At 49.0% G+C, this 12,678-nt stretch carries 10 protein-coding genes and 1 other RNA gene; 5 read left to right on the forward strand and 6 right to left on the reverse strand.

Features of this window, described 5'->3' with window-relative positions; genetic code table 11:
* Positions 1-59: 59 nt before the first annotated feature.
* On the reverse strand, positions 60-1,358 hold the full coding sequence (locus D9T21_RS12880; RefSeq protein ID WP_123325391.1) for an aminotransferase class V-fold PLP-dependent enzyme: 1,299 nt from the start codon (positions 1,356-1,358) through the stop codon (positions 60-62).
* A 309-nt stretch (positions 1,359-1,667) separates the two neighbouring features.
* Here D9T21_RS12880 and D9T21_RS12885 point away from each other — a divergent pair, with 309 nt between their 5' ends.
* Positions 1,668-2,411, forward strand: a complete 744-nt coding sequence (locus D9T21_RS12885; RefSeq protein ID WP_277423858.1) for a sulfite exporter TauE/SafE family protein — start codon at positions 1,668-1,670, stop codon at positions 2,409-2,411.
* 121 nt (positions 2,412-2,532) lie between these two features.
* Complete coding sequence (locus tag D9T21_RS12890; RefSeq protein WP_123325400.1) at positions 2,533-4,461, forward strand: alpha-amylase family protein; 1,929 nt, start codon at positions 2,533-2,535, stop codon at positions 4,459-4,461.
* Positions 4,462-4,600: 139 nt separating this feature from the next.
* Here the strand turns inward: D9T21_RS12890 and D9T21_RS12895 are convergent, their stop codons facing one another.
* From D9T21_RS12895 to D9T21_RS12905, 3 genes are all read right to left on the reverse strand, one after another.
* A complete protein-coding gene (locus tag D9T21_RS12895) occupies positions 4,601-5,734 on the reverse strand; it encodes a hypothetical protein (protein ID WP_123325392.1) in 1,134 nt (377 codons plus the stop codon).
* 212 nt (positions 5,735-5,946) lie between these two features.
* Positions 5,947-6,303: RNase P RNA component class A (rnpB, locus tag D9T21_RS12900), an RNA gene on the reverse strand.
* 40 nt (positions 6,304-6,343) lie between these two features.
* Positions 6,344-7,048, reverse strand: coding sequence for a pirin family protein (locus D9T21_RS12905; RefSeq protein ID WP_123325393.1), 705 nt, complete (start codon positions 7,046-7,048; stop codon positions 6,344-6,346).
* Positions 7,049-7,158: 110 nt separating this feature from the next.
* Here D9T21_RS12905 and D9T21_RS12910 point away from each other — a divergent pair, with 110 nt between their 5' ends.
* Entirely contained in the window at positions 7,159-8,067 is a 909-nt protein-coding gene (locus tag D9T21_RS12910) for a LysR family transcriptional regulator (RefSeq protein WP_123325394.1), read from the forward strand.
* Positions 8,068-8,175: 108 nt separating this feature from the next.
* On the opposite strand, the gene D9T21_RS12915 is transcribed toward D9T21_RS12910, so the two are convergent.
* Both D9T21_RS12915 and zapE read right to left on the reverse strand, forming a co-directional pair.
* Complete coding sequence (locus tag D9T21_RS12915) at positions 8,176-8,898, reverse strand: YebC/PmpR family DNA-binding transcriptional regulator (protein WP_105936581.1); 723 nt, start codon at positions 8,896-8,898, stop codon at positions 8,176-8,178.
* Positions 8,899-9,003: 105 nt separating this feature from the next.
* On the reverse strand, positions 9,004-10,104 hold the full coding sequence (gene zapE, locus D9T21_RS12920; RefSeq protein WP_123325395.1) for a cell division protein ZapE: 1,101 nt from the start codon (positions 10,102-10,104) through the stop codon (positions 9,004-9,006).
* A 443-nt stretch (positions 10,105-10,547) separates the two neighbouring features.
* On the opposite strand from zapE, the gene D9T21_RS12925 reads away from it, so the two are divergent.
* Positions 10,548-10,988 carry a ZapG family protein gene (locus D9T21_RS12925; RefSeq protein ID WP_123325396.1) on the forward strand — a complete coding sequence of 147 codons (441 nt, stop codon included), beginning with the start codon at positions 10,548-10,550 and terminating at the stop codon, positions 10,986-10,988.
* Between the two features lie 80 nt (positions 10,989-11,068).
* Positions 11,069-12,436, forward strand: coding sequence for a DegQ family serine endoprotease (locus D9T21_RS12930; RefSeq protein ID WP_123325397.1), 1,368 nt, complete (start codon positions 11,069-11,071; stop codon positions 12,434-12,436).
* Positions 12,437-12,678: the final 242 nt, after the last annotated feature.

Raw genomic sequence — 12,678 nt, forward strand, 5'->3', positions numbered from 1 at the left:
TTGTAACAGTCACACAGGATAAAAAAGCCTACGATATAACGTTATTTTGAAGGCCCGGTTTACGCTAGGCTGGCGAGTGCATCAACCAACGCATCAATTTCCTGTAAAGTAGTAAATACCTGAGGCGTAACGCGGATACAGCTGCCGCTGGATAGGTCGTGACGGCCAACTGTAAACACTCCGAAATCGTTTTCCAGACGCTTCTGTAATTGATTAATTTGCTCGCGACTGGTTTGCCCGGCCAGGCGAAACCCGCCCATCCCACTGGCACTGGCATCATCGGTAGCACCGAGTACTTCGATGTGCGGCATGTGGCGGGCTTTGCTCACCCAGCGTTCCCGCAGGTATTTTAAACGAGCCATTTTCGCTGCCGGGCCAACCTTATTGTGAAAACGGATAGCATCCGGTACCGCAAGAAAAGCGGCAAAGTTAGACGTGGCCATATGCACCCGTTTGTGCACCAGGGTATTATCGGGATCGGTTTCACCAGGATAGGGGGCAACTTTGTCCAGGGTACCCTTACGCATATATAAAGCACCTACGCCCACCGGCGAACCAATCCATTTGTGCAGGTTAAACACCGCCCAGTCGACATTCAGTTCTGGCAGGGTAAAATCGATTAGCCCCCATGACTGAGCGCAGTCACAGATCACATCAACCCCATGCTGTTTGGCAAAAGCCGCGATTTCTGCCACCGGTAATATTAACCCGTGTTGATTGGAAGCATGGGTCAGGATCATTAGTTTCAGGTTGGCGGTGCTGCGGATCTTCTCCTGGTACACCTCAAGCAATTGCTGTTTGGAGGCTTGCGCAGGCAAGGTAATTTCTACACCCGTGGCGCCGCGCTGTTCTGCCAGTGCCGCCATGGTGCGTTGAAAGGCTGGATAGTCGATATCAGCCCACATCAGACTGTCGCCAGGCTTTATGCCTTTATACTGGAATAACAGATTATGCATGGCTTCGGTGGCATTGCGGGTGAGCGCGATTTCTTCTGCCGGAACCGCGAGTGATTCAGCTACAGCGCTGACCGAGGCCTTTGCATCGCCGTACCAGTCTTTGCGCGCATAGTATGACAACTGATGATTTACCATTTTGGTCAGTTCGATATAAGACTGCTCCACGGGCAACGCCATCTTGCCCCAATAGCCATGCTCAAGATTAACAATGCCATCGGTCTTTTTATAAAACGCACTTACCGAGCGCCAGTAGGCTTCATCTGCAGCCAGCTCAGCAGCAGACAAATCGGATTGCGGCAGGGCTGGCAAGCTATCGGCGAAGGCTCGTGTGGCCGCCAGAGAACCAGACAGCAACAAAGAGTGCTGTAACAGTTTACGCCGGGATAATAAAGGGGCAGACATGCAAGAGACTCCAGAGTAATTTAAATTAGTATTTTTTATACGATTACACTATTACGTTTTTAAAACAATCTCTAGAAAGCCGGTTAAGATAAAACAACGAGTTTTATAGATACGTTACAACATAACAAAATTAACAATAATGCGGTTAAACTTGCAGGAGTCATTGTGTTGGTCATTTATATACTTTAGATTTTGTGAATTAAGCAATGAACGGATTTCTTCCCCTGTTTGCTTTGTGGTTCAATAGTCTTCCCACTATTGATACAAGTAGCTGGGTTAAGGCTGCTTTTTAATTAGGATGAATTACTTTTGATTTTTGAATCGCTTACTGGGTTTGACGTAGCGTTGGTGCTGGCTATTGGCTTTATGGTAGGCCTGGCCAAAGCCGGGATCCATGGCCTGACACTGTTATCGGTACCGCTACTTGCCTTGCTATTTGGCGGTAAACACTCCTCCGGCGTCATGCTGCCTATGCTGATAATGGCCGACATATTTGCCGTACATCATTATCACCGCCATGCTAACTGGCAATTTCTTATCAAGCTCTTTCCGTCGGCATTTGTAGGCGTATTAATTGGCACCTGGCTGGGCGATCACATTAACGATGCGCTGTTTATGCAAATTATGGCGGTGATTATTTTTGCCAGTGTTGGACTGATGTTGTGGCTTGAGCGCAATAAATCCGCGGTGCCGGATTACACCTGGTTTGCCATTCTGGCAGGGGTGCTTGGCGGTTTTACCACGATGGTGGGCAACCTGGCCGGCTCGGTTATGGCCGTTTACCTGCTAAGTATGCGCCTACCTAAAAACGAGTTTATTGGCACTGCGGCCTGGTTTTTTCTGGTAATCAATATCTTCAAGGTACCCTTCCACGTGTATGTATGGGAAACCATAAACTGGCAGAGTTTTACCTTAAACCTGATCGCCTTACCACTGATCATTGCCGGCGTTTATTTAGGGATCTGGCTGGTAAAGCGCATCAACGAAAAACACTACCGCTGGCTGGTGATAGGCATGACCTTACTGGCTGCCGCCGCATTATTGCCGGGGTAGCTGTTTTAACGGATGGCACAGGATCATAAAACCAGCCTGCATCGTTGAATACGTATGTTTGTGTTTTTACGGTAAATCAGCGGCTATGCTTGGGGAAAAGCCAATTGAGAGAGCCTTGACCATGCCACACTGTTTTCCAGCCTCAGCCAGACACGGCCTTTTCCTGAGCGTGCTGGCTGCGTTATTGTTAGGGTGTCAGCCATCCCCAATCACTAACGAGGACAGCGTGTCTGCCAGCCATGAAAACCCGCAATCACAAGTCACCCCACCCGCCGGTAAGACTGTGGTATACCAGGTCTTCACCCGCTTATTCGGCAATAAAAATACCGCTAATAAGCCGTGGGGTACACTGGAAGAAAATGGCGTGGGCAAATTTGCAGACTTTACCGATGAAGCCTTGCTGGGCATTAAGGAACTGGGCACCACCCATATCTGGTATACCGGCGTGCCTCACCATGCGGTGATCAATGATTACAGCGCCTATGGCATCAGTCACGACGATCCGGATGTGGTAAAAGGCCGCGCAGGTTCACCCTATGCGGTAAAAGACTATTACAACGTAAACCCCGATCTGGCCGTTGATCCGGCCAATCGCCTGGCAGAGTTTGAGGCGCTTATTGCACGCACCCACGCTCATGGCATGAAAGTGATCATCGATATTGTGCCTAATCACGTAGCACGCAACTACGAGTCGTTATCGAGCCCTGCCGGGGTAAGTGACTTTGGCGCTCACGATAATACTGCGGTGATTTATGCCCGGGACAATAACTTCTATTACGTGGTGGGCGAGTCATTCCAGGTGCCTGCCGCCGATAACGGCTATCAACCACTTGGAGGCCAGCCCCACCCGCTGGCTGATGGTAAGTTCGAGGAAAATCCGGCCAAGTGGACGGGCAATGGCGCACGGGCAGCCCGGCCTGATGCCAACGACTGGTATGAAACCGTTAAGGTAAATTACGGTATCAAACCCGACGGTAGCGAAGACTTCCCGGCCTTGCCAACAGGGTTTGAACAACAATCTGTTGCTGCCCACGCCGCTTTCTGGCTGGATAAAGACGTGCCTGATTCCTGGCGCAAATTCCGTGATATCACCCATTACTGGCTTGATAAAGGCGTAGATGGCTTTCGCTACGACATGGCCGAGATGGTACCGGTAGCGTTTTGGTCTTATTTAAATTCGTCGATTAAGGTACGTAACCCTGACGCTTTTCTACTGGCCGAAGTTTATCAGCCTCAGCTTTACCGTGATTATCTTCAGTTAGGCAAAATGGACTATCTCTACGACAAAGTGGCGTTTTATGACTCGTTAAAGGCCATTATGCAGGGCCAAGGCGACACCGCAGATCTGGTTTCTATTCAGGCGGACATGCAGGACATCGAGCGTCATATGCTGCATTTTCTGGAAAATCACGATGAGCAGCGTATTGCTGCCCCTGAATTTGCCGGGGATGCCGACAAGGGCAAACCAGCGATGGTGGTATCAGCCCTAATCAGCCGGTCGCCCACCATGCTTTATTTTGGTCAGGAAGTAGGCGAAGACGGCAGCGAAAATATGGGGTTTGGCAAACCGTCGCGCACCACCATCTTTGATTACGCCGGTGTACCCGCCCACCAGCGCTGGATGAATAACGGAGCGTTTGATGGCGGACAATTAACAGAAAAAGAACAAACACTGCGTGATTTTTACCGCCGGGTTCTCAACATCTCGGCGGACTATCCGGCCATGAAAGGCGACTATTACAGTCTGCATGCAGCGAGTCTGGCCAATGACAGTGACTACTCCTCGGCCCAGCTGGCTTTTGCCCGCTGGACAGACACCCAACACATGATTGTTGCAGCCAACTTTAATGCCACCACACCAGTAACTGTTGAGCTCACCGTGCCAGAGGATTTGCTGATAAAATGGCAGTTACCGCAGGGTGAGGTAGCCCTGACAGAACACCTGAATCGACCTCAAACAGCGAACAAGATGATGGTCAATGGCGGAACCGGCCGCATACAGCTTACCTTACCGCCACTGGGCTCAGCGGTGTATACCATAGATCGCTAACCAAAATTTAAGGGGTCAAAGTTCAAGGGGTCAGAGTAAATTACTCAGTAGACTAATTTACTCTGACCCCTTGAATAAACCACCTCGTTAGGAGGTGGCATATCCTGCTAACGAATAAGCTGTTAGCACTATTTAGATGTTAATTTACTGGGCAGGCTACTGGAAATGAATACGTTGAACTAGTGCAGGTTACTGCATCTTCGTCAGAAGAACAGGTTTTGTAACTCACATTTCTTACGCAAAAGGACGAGCCGTTCCTCGTACTTCTGGTCACCTCATTGGAAGATTCCATACCGTCCCCGATATACACTCCCCAAGAGAATTGTTCAGCAATCTCCTGGACTAAATCCCTTAAGCATTGATGATCAGCAGTTGTGGTGTTATAAGCCTCGTTATTAACCCCATCAGGGAAGGCATTCTGAAAGCTTAAACCATCAATCCTGGATAAATGTCTATCTAATTTAAGACCGATATGAACTTGCGACACATCTCCCAGTTCCAAAGTCCCTTTAAAACTTAGATCAAATACCAATCGATTATCGTCATCCCCTAAGGTCGCTATAAGGGGTATTTGTGTTGATTCCCAGGTAACTCCCAACGCCACAGTGTTCCTGCCTAATTGCACATTTAAGCCAGTAAGATCCTCATCTTCGCCAATATCATTTACATTCACGCCATTTAAATGTTCGGCCAGCTCCCTTCTTACAAAATCCTGAGTATCTGATTGCGTGATTCGATTTTTCATATATTGACTCACTGCGGCACAGGAGGCCGGATCAGAGTTATTCCCGGTCAACACTGAATTACCAGGCACACTAATGCCTTGCACAGATAAGAAATCTTCGTAACTAACTTCCAGGTTTCCCCCGCTAGTTGCTATGAGGACGTCATCGTAAAAATTATAAAATATTTCAGCCGCCGACAGTTCATCAGAAGAAACACCGACAGGTGTTGAATTAATTTGAATTATGTATTGCTGTGGATAAGACGCTGTAACTCTATACTTCCTGGTAGTTTTATTTTGTGGATCAATGATAATGACGTCTTTATTGGTAACATCACAATACATTGGCGTCTCATCTATTACCGCAGGTCCTCCTCCTAGGTCACCAAACTGACATGAGGGCTGGTCAAACTTAGTTGTCGCTAAATCTCGAGCTTGAGATTCCGAGCAACTCTGACAAACAAAAGTCTCGATGACCTCTGCTGATACGGGGAGAATAAACGAAGGAATAATTAGCAGAAAGTACGCTAATCGTTTCTGTAAGCCCATGTTATGCTCCGTATAAATGGGATTGAGTTAGCGAGTACTCTAAAGCGAGTGTAGAAAAGAGAAAGAATTATTGCAATAGGTAAAATGAGGAAACTCAAAAAGAAAAGAAATCAAGGCAAATCAAAGGGTCTTCAAGGGGTCAGAGGGTCTTCAAGGGGTCAGAGTAAATTAATCAGTTGATTAATTTACTCTGACCCCTTGAATTTTTTAGGAGGTGGAGCTGGCCATAAGCCGGGTTCTGTTCTCTTGCGAGTGGCAATCATTCCTCTAGGCCAGCAATCGCTTACTGGCTCAAGCAACCTACCCGCCTCCCGTGCGGGCCGCACGTATAGGAGGCCTATTTGGTCTTGCTCCGGGTGGAGTTTACCGTGCCACAAACTGTTGCCAGTTGCGCGGTGCGCTCTTACCGCACCCTTTCACCCTTACCGGCGCCGAAGCGCTTAGGCGGTTTACTCTCTGCTGCACTGGTCGTCGGCTCACGCCGCCCAGACGTTATCTGGCACCCTGCCCTGTGGAGCCCGGACTTTCCTCCCCTTTCTTGCGAAAGCGGCGATTGCCTGGCCAACTCCGGCGCGCATTGTAGCTAAGTTCGCCACAGCACGCCATGGCTTATTTTACCGGCAGATCAAAATAGAGGATATGCAAATCGTTAGTCTGGCTCACCTCAACACTTTCACCAGCAGAAAAGGCTACGCCATCACCGGCTGATACGGTTTCGCCATTGACCAGTGCACTACCTTCCACCACTTGTAGCCAGCCGATTCGATTTTGGTTACCCGCATACTGCCAGTTGTTATCATTAACCAGTTTACCAGCCAGCACGCTGACATCCTGATGGATCGGCAAGGCGCCCCCTTCGCCACGTGGCGAGAATATCAGTGTTGGTTCTTTAGCCGGCTCAAGTAACCCGGCAAAATGTTGTTGCACATAACCCGGCGCCACATTGACCTGGTTAGGCACTACCCAGATTTGCAGAAACTGTACCAGCGACTGTTTACTGTGGTTAAACTCGCTGTGGCGCATGCCGGTTCCGGCTGTCATTTTTTGCACATCACCGGGGCGGATCACCGATTCATTGCCTTCACTGTCTTTATGCGCCAGTTCACCGCTCAGTACATAAGAGATGATTTCCATGTTGGCGTGACCATGCTCACCAAAGCCACCGCCAGGCTGCACTACGTCCTGATTGATAACACGCAGCGGGCCATGGCCCATAAAGCGTTCATCGTAGTAGTGCCCAAACGAGAATGAGTGCTGTGACTGTAGCCAACCTAAATTGACCTGGCCTCTCTCGGCCGCTTTACGAATTTCCATAACAGGCTCCTTAATGTTGATATGACCATCTTATCAACATCAAAGGGCAGGACAATAATAACAAATAAAGATACACTGTCGCATGAAATGCAACAATAAAGGGTGAAACAATGGATAAGCTTGGTGCTATGCGTGCTTTTATTAACGTTGCTCGTCAGGGCAGCTTCGCCGGTGCCGCCCGGCAAATGGGCTTGTCCCGGTCACAAATAAACCGCCAGGTGGTATGGCTGGAAGATAGCCTTGAAGTGAGTTTATTTAATCGCACCACCCGCAAAGTGGATTTAACCCATGCCGGGCAAGCCTATCTGGCCAATATCCTGCCAGTGCTGGAAAATCTCGATGACGCGGAGTTACAGCTACAGGACAATCAGCAATCCCTCTCCGGTACCATTAAAATAAACGCACCGATGTCGTTTGGCCTCACTCACCTCACGCCGGTGGTGTTGGATTTTATGCAAGCGTATCCGCAAATTCAGGTGCAACTGGACCTCTCCGATGAAAAGCGCGATCCGCTGTCGAACCAGTTTGATATGACGCTACGCATCGGCCCGCCAGAAAACAATCCGGCGCTGATTGAGCATGATATTACCTATACCTCTCGCTGCCTGTGCGCAGCTCCGGAATTTCTGCAACGCTACGGTACGCCAGGTTCGCCGGATGATTTAAAAGAACTACCATGCCTGCAATATGGCAACCTGGTGCATGGCAATTACTGGGATCTGCTATACCAGAACAAATCGCAAAGGGTGCGCATTAACGGAGTACTGAGTTCCAATAACGGTGATGTGTTAAAGCAGGCAGCGATAAAAGGCATGGGCTTAGCGCTGCTACCTACGTTTATCGTGGGCGAAGCCATAGCGAAAGGGCAACTGGTGCCGGTACTGCAGGCCTGGCAACCTGCGCCGTTATTAATTTCATTACTGTATGCGCCTAATCGCCATATGGCCATGCGCCTGAGTGTGTTTGTGAAATATATTCAAACGGCCTTTGAAGACGCTGAATTTTTGCTTGAAGGTTAGCTGTAGCGGTTAATAAGCGTCTTGACGATGAAAAAATAAAAAAGCACACAACTGGCATTTGCCAATGTGTGCTTTTTAGCCTGGGCGGGTTAGCCGCCCGCAAGCAAATTAATTAGGAGTAATGGCGTTGTGATAAACGTCTTGTACGTCGTCGCAGTCGTTAAGCATTTCCATGAACTTCTCGAACATGGGCATGTCATCTTCGCTGATTTCGACTTCGGTTTGTGGAATAAAGCTGATTTCTTCCGCTTCAAATTCCAGATCCGGCTTAGCGTCGGTTAGCGCAGTTTTTACTTTATAAAACTCAGTGTGTGGCGCATACACCGAGATTTTGCCGTCTTCGCACTCTACATCCGTAACGTCTACATCGGCTTCCATCAGAATTTCGAGGATTTCGTCTTCGTCGTCACCGGCAAAAATGAAAATCGCCTGATGCTCAAACATGTGCGCTACGGCACCCTGAGCACCAATTTTCGCCCCGGTTTTGGTAAAGCAATTACGCACATCAGTAATGGTACGGTTGTTGTTGTCGGTAAGACAATCCACAATCACCATGCAGTTACCCGGGCCAAAGCCTTCGTAACGTGCCGGCACAAAATCTTCACCTGCGCCACCGGCAGCTTTATCGATGGCTTTTTCAATAACGTGGCTGGGTACCTGGTCTTTTTTGGCTTTTTCCATCAGGCGTTTCAGCGACAGGTTGGTATCCGGGTCCGGGCCGCCGTTTTTAGCACATACGTAAATTTCTTTACCGTATTTAGAATAGACTTTGGTTTTGGCGCCAGCCGTTTTGGCCATGGCGTTTTTTCTTACTTCGAATGCTCTTCCCATCTTAGGTATCTCTTGTTGTTTCCAGCTTGGTCGCTACGCACTGCGCCCAGGCTGGCGAATGCATTTATACAGGGCTAATGCCCCGATTTTAACGACTTTTATAATTTAAGGTAAGTGTTCTCTGCCCAAATATTCATGGGACTGCATTTCCTGCAAGCGGCTCAGGCACCGTTTAAACTCAAAATTGAGCATGCCTTCGGTGTAGAGAGCTTCCAGGGCAACTTCTGCCGACATAATAAGCTTAACATGCCGCTCATAAAACTCATCCACCATGGCAATAAAGCGCCGGGCAACGTCATCATTCCCCTGCCCCATTTGCTTCACGTTAGCCAGCAACACGGTATGGTAACAACGGCTCAGTTCAATGTAATCGGACTGGCTGCGCGGGCCTTCGCACAGCACTTTAAAGTCGATCATCAATACACTGTCGGAATCCCGCAGGGTTTGCAGGGTGCGATGGTTCACCTCAATGGTTGCATCCTTTTCACCTTCACCGTGAGCCAGTTGAACAAAGTAGTTGTTAAGGTTAACCAGTGCCTGCTCATCCAGCGGATAATGATAGATCTCAGCCTGTTTAAGGGTACGCAATCGGTAATCCACGCCACTATCAACGTTCACCACATTACAGTGTTTGTTGATCAGCGCAATGGCCGGCAGGAAGCGCGCCCGCTGTAATCCGTTGCGATATAACTCATCGGGCACTATGTTGGATGTCGCGACCAGCACAATGCCCTGGGCAAAAAGGGCCTCCATTAGGGTACCGAGGATCATGGCATCGGTAATGTCTGAGACAAAAAATTCATCAAAGCAAATGATCCGCGTTTCGCTGGCCAGCTTGGCGGCAATAATATCCAGCGGATCCTGCTTACCGCCGAGCAGCTTGAGCTCTTCATGCACGCGATGCATGAAGCGGTGAAAGTGCACCCGCATTTTGTTTTCAAAGGGCAGGCACTGAAAAAAGGTGTCTACAAGGTAAGTTTTACCGCGGCCAACGCCGCCATAAAAGTAAATCCCCTGCACCGGCGTTGTGGCTGGTTTGCCACCGAACAACGACTTTATCTTGCTGGCAAAGCCACCTTGTGATGCTGGCTGACTGAGCAAATCTTCGTACAAGCGCTGTAGCTCACGCACGGCGTTTTCCTGGGCCGGATCATGTTTAAAGTCATCGCGGGTCAGGTCTTGCTGATATTTTTCCCAAGGCGTCATCGCCTGCTGTTCTCCTGTAGAGACTGATTTGTTCACATAAGGCCCGGTAGCAGACCATCAACACTGCACTGACAGGGATAAACACATGAGTGATATTAACTTGCCAGCACAACTCAGTGTTTTGCCACACTGACTGGTTGGGCGTCTCAGCCCTGAATGGAATGCTATTATGCCTTAAATTTGCACTAACACCAACGCAACACCGTATAAAGCAACGGATAGTGCGATAGATGGAACTCACGTGGCCTGAGCAGTGGCGTGAAAAAGGCCTTTTACGACACAATTTGCCACAATAAGTCAGCGCAAAGTGTGTTAGCTCTTGCTATAGTCTCAGTTATGCATAGTATGCAGCATACTACGTGTTTACTGTCGAAGTTTGGCAGCGGTAAGCCCTGATAAAACCTGTCGGGACTTTCCGGTTAACAGTTACATTGGAGAAAATAATGGAAGTGGTTATCCCCTTAGCAATGCTGGCAATTGGTTTAATTATTGGTTTTTTTGTTGCCCGGTTTATGTACACCAAAGAAGGGGCAGTGAAAGCCAACGAGGCCGCGGAAAAAGCCATTAAGGAATTACTATCACAGCAGTCTCAGCACCATATTTTTCAGGTAAAACAATCTATCGAGGCTATTGAAAAACAATGTAATGGCCTTAAACAGAGTTTATCTGAATACGAAGACCTGCTTGAAACCACGGATTCAGACGCTGCACCGGCGGTACCGTTTTTTGGCGAACACACCACTGCCTATTTACGGAACAACATTAAAGGTGCGGAGAAGAACAAACCGAACGCGAACAGCGATACCCAGCCACTGGATTTTGCTAACCACAGTTCGGGGTTATTCGTCGGCAATACTGTGCAATCTGCCGAAGAGAAAAAATAACCCGCGGAACTTTTCAGACAAACATACAGTCTGTGGTTAGGTAATTGCGATTCGCAATGAGACTAGGAGTGTATGTGTCTATGAATAAGTCTTTTCGTAAGCTTGTGTTGGTATCAGCTGTTGTTACCAGTACCCTGGGTATGTCTGTGTCCACGCAAGCTGCTCTTCCCTTTTTTAGTGACAGCAAAAAAGAAGTACCTACGCTGGCTCCCATGCTGGAGGAAGCGATGCCGGCGGTGGTTAGCATCGCGGTGGAAGGTACGCAAACTTCTCGCCAGCAGGTGCCTGAAATGTTCCGCTACTTCTTTGGCGGGCCTTCAGAGCAAGCCCAGGAACGCCCGTTCCGCGGCTTGGGGTCTGGTGTAATCATTGATGCCGACAAAGGCTATATCGTTACTAACGCCCACGTGGTAGCTAATGCGGATGAGATCACCGTTAAGCTAACCGATGGACGTGAGTTTACCGCTAAAAAATTGGGTGCCGACGAACAAAGTGACGTGGCGCTGTTAAAAATTGAACCTGAGGATCTTACCGCTCTGCCACTGGCAGACTCAGACAAAGCCCGTGTAGGGGATTTTGTTGTAGCCATTGGTAACCCGTTTGGTCTGTCGCAAACAGTCACCTCAGGTATTGTAAGTGCGCTGGGACGTTCCGGCCTCAACATCGGTGGTTATGAAGACTTCATTCAAACCGATGCCGCTATCAACCGCGGTAACTCCGGTGGTGCACTGGTTAACCTGCACGGTGAGCTGGTCGGTATTAACACCGCAATCTTTGGTCCTAATGGCGGCAACGTAGGTATCGGCTTTGCGATTCCGGCCAATATGATGAAGAGCCTGGTGGATCAAATTGCCGAATTCGGTGAAGTTCGCCGTGGATTGTTAGGTATTCTGGGTAGCAATGTTGACCAGGGCCTGGCCGAAGCCATGAATTCTGAGGTGAACAAAGGTGCTTTTGTCAGCGAGGTTCAACCTGATTCAGCGGCCGATAAAGGCGGCATTAAAGCGGGTGACATTATTATTGCAGTAAACGACAAAGAGCTTCGTAGCTTTGCCGAACTGCGCGCCAAAATCGCCAGCATGGGCGCGGGTGCTGAAGTCGAACTTACGGTTGTGCGTAAAGGCGAGAAGCTGACACTGGATGTTATTCTGGACGATGCAACGCAAAACGAAGTGGTTGCAGAGCAAATCCATCCGGCACTGCAAGGCGCAACACTGATTAACGGTGAAGATGCCGACGGTAATGCAGGGGTACTGGTTAGCGAAATTGCTGAAGGTTCACCCGCACTGCGTATTGGCCTGCGTGAAGAAGACGTAGTGCTGCAAGTTGGCCGTCAACGGGTAACTAACGTGATGGAATTCCGTGACGCCATCGAAAACACCAAAGGTGTTATCGCTATGAATGTTCGTCGTGGTAATGCCTCACTGTACGTGGTTATTCGCCAGTAATTCACATTTAGCATTGATGAAAGGCGGCCCCGGTGCCGCCTTTATACATCCCCGTCATACCGGCCTAAATAATACCTCAAACCGGCCCCGAGCCGGTATCTCCTTAACCACCTGGCTACCTGAAACACTTCTATTGAATGAGCAAAACTGTTCAGGAGATCCCGGATATTTTCTTCGAAAATTCCGGGATGACGGAGTATTGGATGGTGGCAATAATGAGCGCGTCAGCGCGTGTGGGCTTT

This window comes from Marisediminitalea oceani, from assembly GCF_003731635.1.
GTDB lineage: Bacteria > Pseudomonadota > Gammaproteobacteria > Enterobacterales > Alteromonadaceae > Alteromonas > Alteromonas oceani.

Coding starts and splice junctions, on each gene's coding strand:
- D9T21_RS12925 (WP_123325396.1), top strand. CDS start 10,548: ATGGAAGTGGTTATCCCCTTAGCAATGCTGGCAATTGGTTTAATTATT.
- D9T21_RS12880 (WP_123325391.1), bottom strand. CDS start 1,358: ATGTCTGCCCCTTTATTATCCCGGCGTAAACTGTTACAGCACTCTTTG.
- D9T21_RS12915 (WP_105936581.1), bottom strand. CDS start 8,898: ATGGGAAGAGCATTCGAAGTAAGAAAAAACGCCATGGCCAAAACGGCT.
- D9T21_RS12890 (WP_123325400.1), top strand. CDS start 2,533: ATGCCACACTGTTTTCCAGCCTCAGCCAGACACGGCCTTTTCCTGAGC.
- zapE (WP_123325395.1), bottom strand. CDS start 10,104: ATGACGCCTTGGGAAAAATATCAGCAAGACCTGACCCGCGATGACTTT.
- D9T21_RS12930 (WP_123325397.1), top strand. CDS start 11,069: ATGAATAAGTCTTTTCGTAAGCTTGTGTTGGTATCAGCTGTTGTTACC.
- D9T21_RS12895 (WP_123325392.1), bottom strand. CDS start 5,734: ATGGGCTTACAGAAACGATTAGCGTACTTTCTGCTAATTATTCCTTCG.
- D9T21_RS12910 (WP_123325394.1), top strand. CDS start 7,159: ATGGATAAGCTTGGTGCTATGCGTGCTTTTATTAACGTTGCTCGTCAG.
- D9T21_RS12905 (WP_123325393.1), bottom strand. CDS start 7,048: ATGGAAATTCGTAAAGCGGCCGAGAGAGGCCAGGTCAATTTAGGTTGG.